The organism is Moheibacter sp. (genome assembly GCF_049672845.1).
Taxonomy (GTDB): domain Bacteria; phylum Bacteroidota; class Bacteroidia; order Flavobacteriales; family Weeksellaceae; genus Moheibacter.
This window is the reverse complement of sequence record NZ_JBATWT010000012.1, coordinates 86,149-101,273: the sequence shown is the minus strand read 5'-3', so window position 1 is coordinate 101,273 and position 15,125 is coordinate 86,149. Positions and strand designations below refer to the sequence as shown.

Genomic DNA, 15,125 nt, shown 5'->3' with positions numbered 1-15,125 from the left:
TTCGGGGATTTCAAACTATAAAAAAAACAATTTATTTCTTTTTTCCGTAACGCTCGTAAGCCAGACGAACCGCTTTGTTCACGTCAATCACACCGCCTGTCGCAGACAAATCAGAGAATTTACGTTCATCGTTTTCGGAACCGATTTTGGAAATCTGATCTGATTTATTAACCGATTCAAACAAAACTTCTTTTACCTGATGCGCTTTCATGTGCGGGAAATAAGCCCAGATCAAAGCTGCCGCACCTGCTGCAACCGGAGATGCCATAGAAGTTCCCTGTGCGTATCGGTACGTATTGTCCTGAATAGTCGAATAAATCTCGGTTCCTGGTGCGAAAATATCAACTTTCATGGTTCCGTAATTGGAAAAACGAGCTTTCAGATTTTGCGGATCTCTTGTACTTGCTCCTACCGTAATCCAGTGTTTGAACAAGTTTTTCATTTCATTGTGATTGAAATTGGACGGATAATTATGATTGAAATCCAAATCTTTATTATCGTTTCCTGCCGCATGGAACATCAAAACTCCTTTTCTGTCGGCGTATTTGATGGCATCCATTACCACTTTTTTGTCGGGAGAAAAACCTTTACCGAAACTCATGTTCAAAACTTTTGCTCCGTTGTCTACCGCATAACGAATTCCCAAAGCTACGTCCAGATCGCGTTCGTCACCGTTTGGAACCATTCGTACAGACATCAACTTCACCACATCACCTGCAACTCCATTCATTCCCAAACCATTGTTTCTTTCGGCACCAATGATACCCGCAACGTGCGTTCCGTGAAATGCATCCGGTCCTTCCACTTCATTGTTTCCAAATCCTTTAGGCGTGGAAGCTGTTCTTCCGTCGGTTGGATCAAAATCCAGATTGAAAGCATATTTGACTTCGCCTTCATATCTTTCCTGCATCGCATTGAATCGTTTTTCAACGCGGTCAATGATTTCTGCCAAAGTATGTCCTTCGAAATCTACGTTTTTAGCCAATAAAAGTTCGATGTGTTCTTTTTCCGTTTTACCGATTTTGTCTGAATCAGCTGTATTCTGAACGTATTCTTTTGACAATTTAGTCGATTGAAAAGTAGATTTCAATCCGTTCAAAGCCGGAAGAATTTCTTTTTTATCCTTTTCTAAATTTTCAAGATTCGTTTGAGCACCATAATATTTTTCAGCCCAATATTTTCTTGCACGCAAATATTCCTGGTATTCCGCAGGCATTTTTTTCATGTTTTCCACATTGGCTCTTTTGTTGGCTGAAGCAAATAGGGGCATGAATCTCTTCACAACACGCGTTGCTTCATAGGTTTCGTCATTGTAATCTACATTTTTTCCATCAACATTGAAATCCCAACCGTGAATATCATCAACATATCCATTTTTGTCATCATCTTTTCCATTGTTGGCAACTTCTTTAGGATTGACCCAGATATTGTTCTTTAAATCTTCATGATCGATTTCAATTCCACTATCCAATACTCCCACCACTACAGTCTGCGGAGTGAGACCTTTTGATTTTAAAAATTCGATAGCGGCATCCGTTCCGATTCCATAGATACCGGTTTCAGCAAAATTCTGGTGCTGCCAGTTTCTTTTTTCCAATTCCGCTTTGTCCGGCTCGGTAATTTGAGCAAACATATGGAAGCTCAAAACCAGCAAAAACAAAGACATAATGTGCTTTTTCATATACTCTAAATTTATTTGATACATCAATTAGTTTACGAATTTAATAAATTGTTACAGAAGTTTTTCTATTCTTTGTTCACAATTGTAAAAGATTTCTGAATCCGGTTACCTTCCTTATCGCTCACGGTCAGGCTGTGCAGACCGGCTTCAGGTTGCAGCGCAAGTTTATGAATATTTTGCGTAGTTGCCACATATTTTCCGTCCAAATACCAAAAAAGAGATTTTTCGGGTTGGATATAAGCGATTTCAAACACCACAGGCTGCTGATTTCCGGAGAAATCACGTGGAAGGAAAATCCGGGTAAAATTTCTCGGATAAACAAAATCAAAAGGTTTTTGATTTCCGGGATTGACACAATTCCCACCAAAAGCAGGTAGCGGTTTGTATTCAGGATGATTTTTTTGATAATAATAAGCTTCGATGGGCGGAAGCACAAACCGTTTTTCTGTAATCATTTCGCTTACCGGATAACATTCATTGTTCACCCGAAAACTTGCCGTTTTATCGAGATGAATTTTTTTATGATAAGGACAAACCGGACCATTTTCTGCTGAAGCCGGAATTGTCGTACGAACAAATGTTGCACAATTTTCTCCAAGTAGAAATCCGCTTTCCTTGCAGGTTCTGACTTCTATCCAGTTTCCTTTTGGCTTTTCAAATTGGGTGTTTGATTTTAAACGACTAAATACATCAAACATAACCGGTGCCGCAGCTTTTACACCAATGATGCCCGGGCGACCTTCGCCATCGGCATTTCCAACCCAGACTGCCACTACATAATCTCCCGAAACACCCACGGACCATGCATCTTTAAATCCGTGACTTGTTCCCGTTTTCCACGCAATATTTTTTGCAGAATAAACCTGCCAGCCGGCTTCAGAATCAGGTCTGGCGACATCTTTTAATGCTTGCAATGTAAGATAAGATGACTGGGCACTGACCGGATACTTACTTACTTCGCCCGGAACGTTTTTCAGGTAATTTATTTTATGATTAAATACAAAATTATTAGGTTTCAAAACATTGTATGCCATATTCCGATAAGCCTGTGCCAGTTCCCATAAGGTTACTTCACCTCCACCTACGATCAACGACAATCCGTAGTGTTTAGGCGTTTTATCAAAAGTTGTAAATCCAAATTCCTGCAAACGATGATGAAATTTAGCAACACTATAATTTTCAAGCATATGAACAGAAGGAATATTCAGCGAACGAGCCAACGCTTCATCGGCCGGAACGGCACCCGAATAATTTCTTTCATAATTTTCTGTGATATCCATAGGTATGTCAGGAAGCAGCATTTTTGGCAAAAGTTTTCCTTCCTGAATCATAGAAGCGTATAAAAATGGTTTCAGAATGCTGCCACTGCTTCTTCTCGCCTGAATGATATCTACCTGATTTGAATAAGAATTATTTTGATCGAATGTATTTCCGACGTAAGCTTTTACATTCCCCGATTTCACTTCCAAAACCAAAACCGCCATATTATGAATTTCTTTTGAAGAAAGTTGCTGTTTGTGATTTTCCACAATTAAACTAAGTTGTTCCTGAAGATTGGAATCCAGCGTGGTTTTCAGGCGTTTTCCTTTGTGTGATTTGATGGCAGTGTGCAATAAATGCGGTGCAATATCAGGCAATGCATTAGGTTTTCCCGGTAAAGGTTCCAAAATCGCCAGTTCATAATCGTCTTTGTCGATGAATTCTTCCTCCCATAATTTCTTCAAAAGACGATTTCTTTTCTTTAATAACAAATCCTGATTTTTCCCTGGAAAAATCAAGGAAGGCGAATTAGGCAATACCGCAAGCGTTGCGGATTCACCCCAGGAAAGCTGATCTGCCGATTTTGCATAGTAGCGCCAGGCAGCGGCATCAAGCCCTACTACATTTCCGCCGAAAGGCGCATGGGAAACATAATGGTTTAAAATTTTATCTTTTGAATTGGTCAATTCAAGACGGGTGGCTTGAATGATTTCCAGTAACTTTTGTCCATAAGTTCGCTTGGGGTTTTGTTTGGCAAGGCGGATGGTTTGCATGGTAATCGTACTTCCACCGCTGACGATTCCTTCGGAAGATAAATTTTGTCTGAAAGCACGAAACAAAGAAACCGGATTTACACCCGGATGTTTTCTGAAATAAGCATCTTCAAATTGGGTGATACAAATTTCAAATCGTTTTGGAACCGAATCATTCGCAGGGAATCGCCATTGTTCATCGCCTGAAATAGTTGCGCCAAGCAGTTTATTGTCCTGACTATAAATCAGTGTGGAAGTTTCTTCTTTAAAAAGTGGTTTTGGCAAAGAAAAAAACAAATACCAAATCAAAAAAATCCCAAAAACTGACCAGATTGGGATTTTAAACTTTCCGTAAAATATTTTGACCTTTTTCCACATGAAGAATCGCTGTTCCTCAAATATGATTCCAAATTACTCGGAATGGGCAATAATATAAGCACGCACTAGTTTTCCTTCTTCATAATTCAGCTTAGCTTTGGGAATCATACGTTTCAGCACCTCATTCCATTTTTCCGCATCACGAGAATCCGGTTCAAACAATTTGTGACATTTATCGCAGTTATTGGTAAACAAAGCTCCGCCTTGACCAAGCTCTTCAGCAGAAAAACTTTCATGAACTTCTGCTTTGGTCGGCACTGGTTCCAGATGTGCAACGGTATTGACAACACGAGCCGCACAACTGACCACAAACAAAACGATCAGAACTAATCCAAGTGTTTTAAGTAATGATTTCATAATGACTGATATTTAAATGCCTTTAAAATTAAGCATTTATGACTTTTATATTTTAATCCTAGCATAATTTAGATTGATGCTAAACGATTTCGGAATTCTTGAAAACTTCCAGCTTTTGTTGATTGTTTTATTTGCCTTACCCATCTTAATCCTTTATTTTTGTGCAGTAACATGCAAGTTTTTTTTGCACTCTAAATTTCAATTCAGAAAATGTCAACATACGTTGTAGTAGGTCTTCAGTTCGGAGACGAAGGAAAAGGGAAAATTACCGATGTACTTTCAGCCAAATCAGATTACGTAGTCCGCTATCAGGGCGGAAACAATGCCGGCCATACGGTTTATGTAGGCGAGGATAAATTTGTATTGCACCTGCTGCCGTCAGGCGTTTTGCAATCACAAGGGAAATGCATCATCGGAAGTGGTGTAGTTGTCAACCCTCAAAGTTTTCTGGATGAAGTAGCCACTTTGGAAAGTCGTGGGATCAGCAGTGGTCATATTTTCATTGACCGTCGCGCACACATCATCATGCCTTACCATGTTTTACTGGATGGGTACCGCGAAGAAGCTGCTGGAAAAGATTCTATCGGGACTACCAAACGCGGAATTGGGCCTTGCTATGAAGACAAAGTCGCAAGAGTCGGCATCCGTGCGATTGATCTATTAAACCCTGAAGTTTTAAGAGAAAAATTGGAAATCAATCTGAAAATCAAAAATGCTTTGTTTGAAAAATTATTTGATAAACCGGCATTGGATTTTGATGAAATTTACAATGATTATTTAGCCTACGGCGAAAAAATAAAACACAGAATCATCGATGCTGTTGTGGAAGTAAATGATGCAATTGACGAAGGAAAAAATGTATTATTTGAAGGTGCTCAAGCCTTGATGCTGGACATCGATTATGGAACTTATCCATACGTAACTTCCTCTTCGCCTTCAACGGGCGGTGTTTGTGTAGGCGCGGGCGTTCCGCCTACCAAACTGAAAAATCTGATTGGGGTTTCCAAAGCTTATTGCACTAGAGTAGGTAACGGTCCTTTCCCGACGGAATTGGACGATGAAGTCGGAGAGCACATCCGCAAAGTCGGACATGAATTCGGCGCTTCAACAGGTCGTCCGAGAAGATGTGGTTGGCTGGATTTAGTCGCTTTGAAACATGCTTGTCGCATCAACGGAATTACGCATTTGGTCATCACGAAACTGGATGTTTTGAGCGGATTTGATAAAATTAAAGTTTGTACCGATTACCAAACCGAAGACGGCGAAATCAAACATAATTTCACAGCTTCCACTACCAAACTGGACAAATACACTCCGGTTTACAAGGAATTGGACGGATGGAAGGAAGACATTTGCAACATCAATTCCTTCAGTGAATTACCAGAAAATGCACAGGAGTACATTCACTTCATTGAAGAATATTTGGGAATTGAGATTTATCTGGTTTCAGTCGGACCGGACCGGTCGCAGAATATCATCAGAAAGGAATTGTTTTAATTTAAAACATAAAAAAATCGGCATTCAAAAGCCGATTTCAAATTAAACTTTGTCAAAAATTTATTCGTAAAGCTTTGACAAAGTTTTTTTATTCCAACTCCTCCTTTCTACCATCAATTTCCAATTGCAAGAGAACTTTGGCAGCATCATCTTCATTAAAGCTCAAATTTCCGGCTACAAAAACGCCTTTTTCCCCATGGTTCAGGTGTTCAATTCCATAAACCGTGGACTCATCATCGGGATTGCTCATCCCTTCGTACCGATAAATGTACATGATTTTGAAAGCAGCCGGATTGTGTGTAATCTCTTCAGAATGAGCATTATAATCTTTCACATAACCTTTCTGTTTCAAATCTTCAAGCGCCGTTTCCGCATCGGCATACTTGTATTGTCTTTTCTCTTCCATGATTTTAAATTTTTAAAGGTTTAATTCTTCTACTTCATAATTAATGCCAAATCATACATCGAATTCTTTCAGTATTCTTTTTGAAAGCTTAATTTTGTGAAAAATATATTTCCATGAGTTCAAACGCCAAATATCAAAATCCCCTTGAATCCCGTTACAGTAGCGATGAAATGCTTTATAACTTCTCTCCTGATATGAAATTTTCAACTTGGAGAAAACTTTGGCTTTCCTTAGCTGAAATCCAGAAAGATTTGGGATTGGATATTTCCGATGAACAACTACAGGAAATTCGTGACAATATTCACAACATCGATTACGAAACCGCCGCCAAATATGAAAAAGAATTCCGTCACGATGTGATGGCGCACGTTCACACTTTGGGTGATGTCGCTCCGAAAGCCCGCCCGATTATTCACCTCGGTGCCACTTCCGCTTTTGTGGGTGACAATACTGATTTAATTCAAATTCGGGAAGGACTTTTGATTGTGAAGAAAAAACTGGTCAACGTCATCAAAGGACTGAATGATTTCGCATTGGAATACAAAGATTTACCCACTTTGGGGTTCACCCACTTTCAGCCTGCACAATTAACCACCGTCGGGAAAAGAGCGACACTTTGGTTACAATCGGTTTTGTTGGATTTTGAAGAATTGGAATTCCGAATTGAAACTTTGCGTTTCCGTGGAGTAAAAGGAACCACCGGAACAGCTGCGAGTTTCAAGGAATTATTTGACGGAGATTACGAAAAAGTAAAAGCTTTGGACAAAAGATTGTCAGAACAATTCGGATTTAAAAAAGTTTTGGGCGTAACCGGACAGACTTACGACCGGAAAATCGATGCAGAAGTTTTGGCGACACTTTCCAACATCGCACAATCCGCACATAAATTCACAAATGATTTAAGATTGCTTCAGAATTTAAAAGAAATCGAAGAACCTTTTGAAAAATCGCAAATCGGTTCATCGGCCATGGCTTACAAACGAAATCCGATGCGAAGCGAAAGAATTTCGGCTTTGGCAAAGTTTGTGATTTCATTGGCTTCGAGTCCCGCAATGGTGGCTTCCACGCAATGGTTTGAAAGAACTTTGGACGATTCGGCCAACAAACGACTGAGCATTCCGCAAGCATTTCTGGCCATCGATGCGATTTTGATTATTTGGAACAATGTTTTGGACGGTATGGTCGTTTATCCTAAAATCATTGAAAAACGCATCAACGAAGAACTTCCCTTCATGGCGACGGAATACATCATCATGGAAGGCGTGAAAAACGGTGGCGACCGTCAGGAATTACACGAATTAATTCGCGAACATAGTATGGAAGCGGCAAGACAAGTTAAAATGGAAGGAAAACCAAATGATTTGGTAGAAAGAATTTTGGCAGACGAAAGATTTAACATCGACAAAGAAAAACTTCAACAAGTTTTGGATCCGATGAATTTCATAGGTTTTGCTCCCATCCAGACAGAAGAATTTTTAGCAGAACATGTACAACCCATTTTGAATAAAAATCAAGATTTAATCGGTCTGAAAACAGATTTAAAAGTTTAAATTATGTTTACAATTGAGCCTATACAGGCAGCACTTTCAAAAGTTAAAACAGGAATGGATTTCCCAAATTTCATTCGAGAAATCAAAAATTTGGGAGTAACAAAAATTGAGACTTCATTAAAGGACAACAAGACCATTTATTTCAACGAGAGAAATGAAAATCTGATCACTCCTTCTATGTACACCGATCTGGAAATTGCGCCTGAATACAATCCGGGGAAATTTAAAAAATACCTGACCATCCATAAAAAAGGAGAAACTGATTACCTCAGCTTTTGCAAAAACTGTGCAGATGCGGGAATTGAACGATGGAGAGTGGATTTGAACAAGATGACTTGCGTTTATTTTGCGAAAGACAACACACTTGTTTATCAGGAAGTAATTCTCCGGAATTTTTAAAATATTTTTAGGCTTAAAATCAAGAAAATAAATCGTAAATTTGCCACTTGTTTTTAAAGTTAATGTTTCATCTGTTTCAATTCTCAGAATTAATAGATGGATGCCGAAATGGCTCATTTCATTTGTATAAACCCGTAATAAGGTCGGGCGTTTCTACGGAAAACCGTTAATTTTCCTCTACAAATGAAGTTTATGAATTCATTTTCGTTTACTTCATTTGTAGTTATAAAAAGATTTAAAACTCTATGAATAAACGAATTTTTATTCAGAAAAAACCTCAGTTTGACATTCACAGCAAGAAAGTCACCAAAGAATTACAGAACCTTGTTCCCGGAATTGCGTGCAAGGTTTTCGTTATTTATGACCTTTTTGAAATCACTGAAAACCAATTGGAACAATCTATTTTTCAGGTTTTTGCTGATCCGGTGACGGATGTTATTTACCATAATTTGGATGAGATTTTAGCGAATTTCGCCCCGAAGTCCCGGGATCGAACTTCGGTTGCTGAGCCTAGTCGAAGCATCGCTATTGAGCCTCTCCCCGGACAATACGATCAGCGCGCCGATTCTGCCGATCAATGTTTGCAACTGCTGGGCTTTCGCGAACCCGAAGTCAAAACCGGATTTTTATATGTTTTTGAAAATATTTCAGAAACGGATTTAAATAAGGTGAAAAATTATCTAATCAATCCGATTGAGGCGCGTGAAAAAAATCTGAACGAATTAAAAATCCACGAAAAAACAGAAATCAAACCGGTACTTATTATGGACGGATTTATTGATTTCGATACAAATCAACTGGAAAAACTCCATCAGAATTTTGGATTTTCAATGGGAATGGACGATTTGGAATTCATTCAGGAACATTTCAAATCCATTCAAAAAAATCCGACCGAAACCGAATTAAAAGTCCTCGACACTTATTGGTCCGACCATTGTCGTCATACCACTTTTGAAACCGAAATCACCGATGTGAAATTTGAAAATCAGTTTCAACAAACCTTACAGAAAACTTTTGATTATTACCTGAATTTACGCCGTGAAATGGGCATTAGCAAACCCATCCGAATGATGGATATGGCAACGATTATGGGAAAATACCTGAGCAAATCAGGTAAAGTTAAAAACATAGATATTTCGGAAGAAATCAACGCTTGTTCCATCGTCGTTCCCATCGATGTGGACGGCGTGGAAGAAGAATGGCTTCTACAATTCAAAAACGAAACCCATAATCATCCAACGGAAGTGGAACCTTTCGGTGGCGCTTCGACTTGTGTGGGCGGAGCCATTCGCGATCCTTTGTCAGGGCGTGCCTATGTTTTCCAGGCGATGCGGATTACGGGTTCGGCCAATCCTTTAGAAAAAATAGAAGATACACTTCCTGGTAAATTACCCCAAAGAAAAATCACCAAAGAAGCTGCCAACGGATACAGTTCATACGGAAATCAAATCGGTTTGGCAACGACGTTTGTCAAAGAAATTTATGACGAAGGTTACAAAGCTAAACGAATGGAAGTTGGTTTTGTAGCAGGTGCAGTGAAAAGAAATTGGGTTCGCAGAGAAGAACCCGTAGCGGGCGACAAAGTAATTTTGTTGGGTGGAAGAACTGGACGTGACGGTGTGGGTGGCGCCACAGGTTCCTCCAAAACACACGACGGACAAAATCTCGAAGAATTAAGTTCAGAAGTACAAAAAGGAAATGCAATTGTTGAACGGAAAATTCAACGTTTGTTTAGAAATAAAGAAGTTTTAGCGCTCATTAAAAAATGCAATGATTTCGGTGCGGGGGGAGTTTCGGTCGCGATTGGGGAAATCGCAAGAGGCGTAAATATAAATTTAGACACACTATTGCTCAAATATACCGGCCTGAACGGTACGGAACTCGCCCTCTCCGAGTCACAGGAAAGAATGGCTGTTGTGGTCGAATCGGCGGATGTGGAAAAATTCATTGAATTTGCCAAAATCGAAAATCTGGAAGCCACGGTAGTCGCCGATGTAACAACTGAGGAAACCATGACGATGTGGTGGAGAGGCGACAAAATCGTCGAACTCGACCGTAAATTTCTCGATACAAACGGTGTAAGAAAACAAACAAAAGCAGAAGTTCAAGACGGAGAAAATCTCAATCCGTTTCAAGCAAAAGATTTCTCAAAAGAAAGTTTCATCGAACTCTTAAAAGAGCTCAATCATGCTTCCCAAAAGGGAATGGTTGAAATGTTTGACAACAACATCGGGCGAAGTACGGTTTTGAATTCCTTTGGCGGAAAAACAATGGACTCGCCGGAGGATGTGAGCGTTCAGAAATTCCCGACGGACGGATTTACGAATTCAGTCTCCATGGCAAGTTTTGGTTTCAATCCCGAAATCAGCCGCTGGTCACCTTATCACGGTGCTTATTTTGCCGTAATGGAATCAGTTGCGAAAATCGTAGCCGGAGGTGGAAATTTCAAAGAAATCCGTCTGACCTTTCAGGAATATTTTGAACGATTGCGTGACGAAGCAGAGCGCTGGGGAAAACCGTTTGCCGCTTTGCTGGGCTCCATCGAAGCACAGAAACAACTGGAAATCCCGGCAATTGGCGGAAAAGACAGCATGAGCGGAAGTTATCAGGACATCGATGTTCCGCCGACTTTGATTTCCTTTGCGGTAGCGCCCAATAAATCATATAAAATCAAATCTGCAACCCTTCAAAAAACAAATTCGAAACTTTCAGTTTTCATTCCAGAATTAAATGATGAGTTTTTATTTGATGAATTAAATCTGAAAGAAATTTTCGAATGCATTCAATCCAATAATTCTAATATCATTTCTGCCTCAACCGTTAAATCTGGCGGAATTGCGGAAACGCTGGCCAGTATGGCATTTGGAAATGAAATTGGTTTTGAATTAAATTCTGATTTGGATTTAATGAAATATTATCCGGGAGCGATTATAGTGGAACATTCCGAAGAATTAAATATTCCGTCTGAACTACAATCCAATTTTCATTTGTTAGGAAATACAAATTCACCGAAAGAATTTAACTTCAATGGAATATCCATTTCAATTTCTGAAGCCAAACAAGCTTGGAAATCGACTTTTTCGGAGCTATTTCCTTACGAAGTAAAAGGGCAAAAGGCAAAAGGCAAAAGCGATTTTGTTTTGCAAAACATAAAGCCTCAAAACCCAAAACCCAAAACGCAGAACGCAAAACCTAAAGTTTTCATTCCTGCTTTTCCGGGAACGAATTCGGAATATGATTCGGCAAAAGCCTTCCAAAAAGAAGGTGCGGAAACCGAAATCATCGTGTTTAAAAACCTTTCGGAAAAAGACATTGAAGAAACCGTTGAGGCTTACAGCAAAGCGATTGACCAAGCACAAATTTTCTTTATTCCGGGTGGATTTTCCGCTGCGGACGAACCGGATGGTTCCGGGAAATTCATCGCGACGGTTTTGAGAAACGAAAAAATTAGAGAAAGCGTTCATCGTTTATTGGAACGCGATGGATTGGTATTGGGAATTTGCAATGGATTTCAAGGTTTAATCAAATCAGGATTATTGCCTTACGGCGAAATTCGTCCGCTGGAAGAAGATACACCGACTTTGACTTTCAACGAAATCGGGCGACACATTTCGCAATTAGCGAAAGTCAAGGTCAATGACTCGCATTCGCCTTGGTTGAATGGAATGAGCGGAAAGGAATTCTGGATTCCGGTTTCACATGGAGAAGGAAGGTTTATGGCCAATGAGGCAAATCTGAAAATTTTATTCGAACAAAATCAGATTGCGACCCAATTCATAGATTTGGATGGAAATATAGCGACTGAAATGCCGTATAATCCAAATGGATCTGTGTTGGGTATTGAAGGCATTACCAGTCCTTGCGGAAAAGTTTTCGGACGAATGGGCCATCCGGAGCGATATGAAGAAGGATTGTTCCAAAACATTCCCGATATGGAAGTGATGAATATTTTTAAGAACGGGGTGAAATATTTCGCTTGACGAAGCTCGAAATTCGAAGTTCGTTGATGGAATTTGTAAATTAAAATTTAATTCAATATAAACCTAAAAATTAAAATTATGAGTTACTGCAAAAATTTACACATTTGGCAAAAATCAATGGATTTAGTTGATATGGTTTATTCTTTAACCAAGAATTTTCCAAAAGAAGAGATTTATGGACTAACCAATCAAGTCAGAAGGTCAGCAGTATCTATTCCATCGAACATCGCAGGGGGCGCAGGTAGAAATTCTAATTCTCAATTTCAGAATTTTTTATCCTATTCGAACGGCTCCACATTAGAACTTGATACTCAATTAATCATATCGAACCGACAAGGTTATATCAATCAAAATGATTTGAACGAAATCACTCAACTCATTGAAGACATTCAAAAAATGAATTATAAATTACAAACGAAATTAAATGGAAAATAATAACGAATTTCGAACTTCGAATTTCGAACCTCGCAAGAAAGATTTTATCTACGAAGGAAAAGCCAAGCAGGTTTATTCCACTGAGGATCCGGATTTGGTCATCGTTTATTACAAAGACGATGCGACTGCATTCAATGCACAAAAACGCGGAACCGTTGCCGACAAAGGCGAAATGAACAATAAAATTTCGACTTTAATTTTTGAATATTTAATCCAAAAGGGAATTCCCACGCATTACATCGAAACCTTGAACGATCGTGAACAATTGGTCAAAAAAGTAGCTATCATTCCTTTGGAAATGGTGGTTCGCAATTATGTAGCCGGCTCGATGGCACAACGTTTGGGGCTGGAAGAAGGTGCGAAATCTCCGGTGACGATTTTTGATATTTGTTATAAAAAAGATGAATTGGGCGATCCGTTGATCAATGACCATCATGCGGTTTTATTAGGTGCGGCGACCTATGAAGAATTGAAGTTTATGTATGAAATGACCGATAAAATCAATGAAGCTTTGAAAGAATTGTTCATGAAAGCCAATTTGATTCTGGTTGATTTTAAAATCGAATTTGGAAAAGATTCCAAAGGAAACATCATTCTGGCCGACGAAATCAGTCCGGATACTTGCCGACTTTGGGACAAGGATACTTTGAAAAAACTGGACAAAGACCGTTTCAGACGAGATTTGGGAGAAGTTTCCGAAGCTTATCACGAAGTGTATAACCGGCTTCTGACTGCTTTAGGGAAATAAATTAATTAGCCCTATTAGGGTTTAAAACCATAACAGGGCTGAAGAAAAAACATAGCAAGGATAACAAAATCAAAATGAAAACCTGTAAGAAAACATCAAAATCTTGTACTGAATTCTATCAGAGAAACCATCTAAAAAAGATATTCGATGATTCGTTGGACAGCCTGGAAGAGGAATGCGGCATTTTTGGGATTTATTCGCCTCATAACATCGACACTTTCTCTTTGGCTCAATTTGGGATGTTTGCTTTGCAGCACCGCGGACAGGAAGCAGCGGGCGTTTCGGTTTTGAAAGACAGCGTTATCAAAACCTACAAATCCACAGGTTTGGTGCTGGATGTTTTCAAACAAATCGAAGAAATCGAAGATTTTCAGGGAAACGCTGCGATTGGTCATACCCGATATACCACAGCCGGAGGCGGAAGTTCCAAAAACATTCAGCCGCTATATGCGGTCAATTATTTTGGGAAACCGCATTTTTCGATTGCCCACAACGGAAACGTAATTGAAACTGACCAATTAAAAGAAGAATTGATCAAAGAAGGTCTGCCTTTTCTGGCAACTTCTGACACCGAAGTCATTTTACGTTCGATTCAGAAATATTCAGATTTAACGGTTCAGGAAGCGATTCAAAAAGGATTGAAAGAGATTCGTGGCGCTTATTCGGTTTTGCTTTTGACCAAAAATTCATTGGCTGCCTTTCGAGATCCGAATGGAATCCGGCCATTATCAATTGGAAAAATAGGCGATGATACTTATGTTTTCAGTTCGGAAACCTGCGCTTTGGATGCTGTGGGAGCGGAATTCCTGCGAGATGTAGAACCAGGAGAAATTGTAGTGGCCGACGAAAACGGGCTTCACTCCTATTCGCTCGAACAAGCTTCCAAAAATAGAATTTGTGCATTTGAATATATTTATTTTGCACGTCCCGACTCGACCATTCAAGGGACCGATATTTATGATTTGCGGGTGCAGAGCGGTCGAAAATTATTTGAACAATCGCCTGTGGAAGCCGATGTGGTAATCGGTGTTCCCGACTCGGGTGTGCCGTCGGCGATCGGATTTTCCGAAGCTTCGGGTATTCCTTTTGAGCCGATTTTGGTCAAAAACCGATACATGAGCCGTTCGTTTATTGTTCCTTCACAGGAAATGCGCGAGCGGATTGTGAATTTGAAATTAAATCCGATTGCCAATAAAATCAAAGGAAAACGTTTGGTCATTTTGGATGATTCCATCGTGCGTGGAACGACGAGTAAATTATTGGTCAAAATTCTGAAAGAAGCCGGTGCAAAGGAAATTCATTTCAGAAGTGCTTCTCCACCGATCATTGCGCCTTGTTTTTTGGGAATTGATATGCCGACAAAAAAAGATTTGATTTCGGCCAATATGACACCGGAAGAACTGGTCAATTATCTCGGTGTGGACAGTCTGGACTTTTTATCGGTTCCCAATCTGATTGAAATTTTGGGCTCCACCAATCATTGTTTCGGATGTTTTACTGAGAAATATCCGGTGGAAAGGACCACCCAAAAAGACGAGTTTTATCAGAAGAAGATTGAGTATTGAAATTCGAATTTTCTATGCGGAAAGAACCGGAATTGTATAAAAATTCAAATAGAGACAAATAATCAGAATCAAAATCACAAGCAGCATTCTTAATATGTCTTTTGATTCTAATTTAAT

General features: G+C 39.5%; 11 protein-coding genes and 1 riboswitch. Of the genes, 7 read left to right on the top strand and 4 right to left on the bottom strand.

Features of this window, described 5'->3' with window-relative positions:
• Positions 1-31: 31 nt before the first annotated feature.
• The 3 genes from WBF63_RS06270 to WBF63_RS06260 all read right to left on the bottom strand — a co-directional run bounded on the left by WBF63_RS06270 (position 32) and on the right by WBF63_RS06260 (position 4,428).
• Positions 32-1,681, bottom strand: coding sequence for a S8 family serine peptidase (locus tag WBF63_RS06270; RefSeq protein WP_424368857.1), 1,650 nt, complete (start codon positions 1,679-1,681; stop codon positions 32-34).
• Positions 1,682-1,746: 65 nt separating this feature from the next.
• Positions 1,747-4,071: a penicillin-binding protein 1C gene (gene pbpC / locus WBF63_RS06265; RefSeq protein WP_424368856.1), complete on the bottom strand. Its 2,325-nt coding sequence runs from the start codon at positions 4,069-4,071 to the stop codon at positions 1,747-1,749.
• A gap of 33 nt (positions 4,072-4,104) precedes the next feature.
• Entirely contained in the window at positions 4,105-4,428 is a 324-nt protein-coding gene (locus tag WBF63_RS06260; RefSeq protein WP_424368855.1) for a cytochrome C, read from the bottom strand.
• 210 nt (positions 4,429-4,638) lie between these two features.
• Between WBF63_RS06260 and WBF63_RS06255 the strand changes: the two genes are divergently transcribed.
• Positions 4,639-5,925 carry an adenylosuccinate synthase gene (locus tag WBF63_RS06255; RefSeq protein WP_424368854.1) on the top strand — a complete coding sequence of 429 codons (1,287 nt, stop codon included), beginning with the start codon at positions 4,639-4,641 and terminating at the stop codon, positions 5,923-5,925.
• Positions 5,926-6,013: 88 nt separating this feature from the next.
• On the opposite strand, the gene WBF63_RS06250 is transcribed toward WBF63_RS06255, so the two are convergent.
• Entirely contained in the window at positions 6,014-6,331 is a 318-nt protein-coding gene (locus WBF63_RS06250) for a hypothetical protein (protein ID WP_424368853.1), read from the bottom strand.
• Between the two features lie 113 nt (positions 6,332-6,444).
• Between WBF63_RS06250 and purB the strand changes: the two genes are divergently transcribed.
• The 6 genes from purB to purF all read left to right on the top strand — a co-directional run bounded on the left by purB (position 6,445) and on the right by purF (position 15,008).
• Positions 6,445-7,881, top strand: coding sequence for an adenylosuccinate lyase (purB, locus tag WBF63_RS06245; protein ID WP_424368852.1), 1,437 nt, complete (start codon positions 6,445-6,447; stop codon positions 7,879-7,881).
• A 3-nt stretch (positions 7,882-7,884) separates the two neighbouring features.
• Positions 7,885-8,280 (top strand): DUF1398 domain-containing protein, encoded by a 396-nt coding sequence (locus WBF63_RS06240; protein ID WP_424368851.1) that lies wholly within the window; start codon positions 7,885-7,887, stop codon positions 8,278-8,280.
• Between the two features lie 102 nt (positions 8,281-8,382).
• Positions 8,383-8,480, top strand: a riboswitch (purine riboswitch).
• A 45-nt stretch (positions 8,481-8,525) separates the two neighbouring features.
• Positions 8,526-12,260 carry a phosphoribosylformylglycinamidine synthase gene (locus WBF63_RS06235; RefSeq protein WP_424368850.1) on the top strand — a complete coding sequence of 1,245 codons (3,735 nt, stop codon included), beginning with the start codon at positions 8,526-8,528 and terminating at the stop codon, positions 12,258-12,260.
• A gap of 78 nt (positions 12,261-12,338) precedes the next feature.
• Positions 12,339-12,695, top strand: coding sequence for a four helix bundle protein (locus WBF63_RS06230; protein ID WP_424368849.1), 357 nt, complete (start codon positions 12,339-12,341; stop codon positions 12,693-12,695).
• Complete coding sequence (purC, locus tag WBF63_RS06225) at positions 12,685-13,443, top strand: phosphoribosylaminoimidazolesuccinocarboxamide synthase (RefSeq protein WP_424368848.1); 759 nt, start codon at positions 12,685-12,687, stop codon at positions 13,441-13,443. Before WBF63_RS06230 ends, purC begins: the two co-directional genes overlap by 11 nt.
• A 74-nt stretch (positions 13,444-13,517) precedes the next feature.
• Entirely contained in the window at positions 13,518-15,008 is a 1,491-nt protein-coding gene (purF, locus tag WBF63_RS06220) for an amidophosphoribosyltransferase (protein WP_424368847.1), read from the top strand.
• Positions 15,009-15,125 lie beyond the last annotated feature (117 nt).

Excerpts from the sequence above, each read along its gene's own strand:
- WBF63_RS06270 (WP_424368857.1), bottom strand. The coding sequence starts at position 1,681 with ATGAAAAAGCACATTATGTCTTTGTTTTTGCTGGTTTTGAGCTTCCAT.
- pbpC (WP_424368856.1), bottom strand. The coding sequence starts at position 4,071 with ATGTGGAAAAAGGTCAAAATATTTTACGGAAAGTTTAAAATCCCAATC.
- WBF63_RS06260 (WP_424368855.1), bottom strand. The coding sequence starts at position 4,428 with ATGAAATCATTACTTAAAACACTTGGATTAGTTCTGATCGTTTTGTTT.
- WBF63_RS06255 (WP_424368854.1), top strand. The coding sequence starts at position 4,639 with ATGTCAACATACGTTGTAGTAGGTCTTCAGTTCGGAGACGAAGGAAAA.
- WBF63_RS06250 (WP_424368853.1), bottom strand. The coding sequence starts at position 6,331 with ATGGAAGAGAAAAGACAATACAAGTATGCCGATGCGGAAACGGCGCTT.
- purB (WP_424368852.1), top strand. The coding sequence starts at position 6,445 with ATGAGTTCAAACGCCAAATATCAAAATCCCCTTGAATCCCGTTACAGT.
- WBF63_RS06240 (WP_424368851.1), top strand. The coding sequence starts at position 7,885 with ATGTTTACAATTGAGCCTATACAGGCAGCACTTTCAAAAGTTAAAACA.
- WBF63_RS06235 (WP_424368850.1), top strand. The coding sequence starts at position 8,526 with ATGAATAAACGAATTTTTATTCAGAAAAAACCTCAGTTTGACATTCAC.
- WBF63_RS06230 (WP_424368849.1), top strand. The coding sequence starts at position 12,339 with ATGAGTTACTGCAAAAATTTACACATTTGGCAAAAATCAATGGATTTA.
- purC (WP_424368848.1), top strand. The coding sequence starts at position 12,685 with ATGGAAAATAATAACGAATTTCGAACTTCGAATTTCGAACCTCGCAAG.
- purF (WP_424368847.1), top strand. The coding sequence starts at position 13,518 with ATGAAAACCTGTAAGAAAACATCAAAATCTTGTACTGAATTCTATCAG.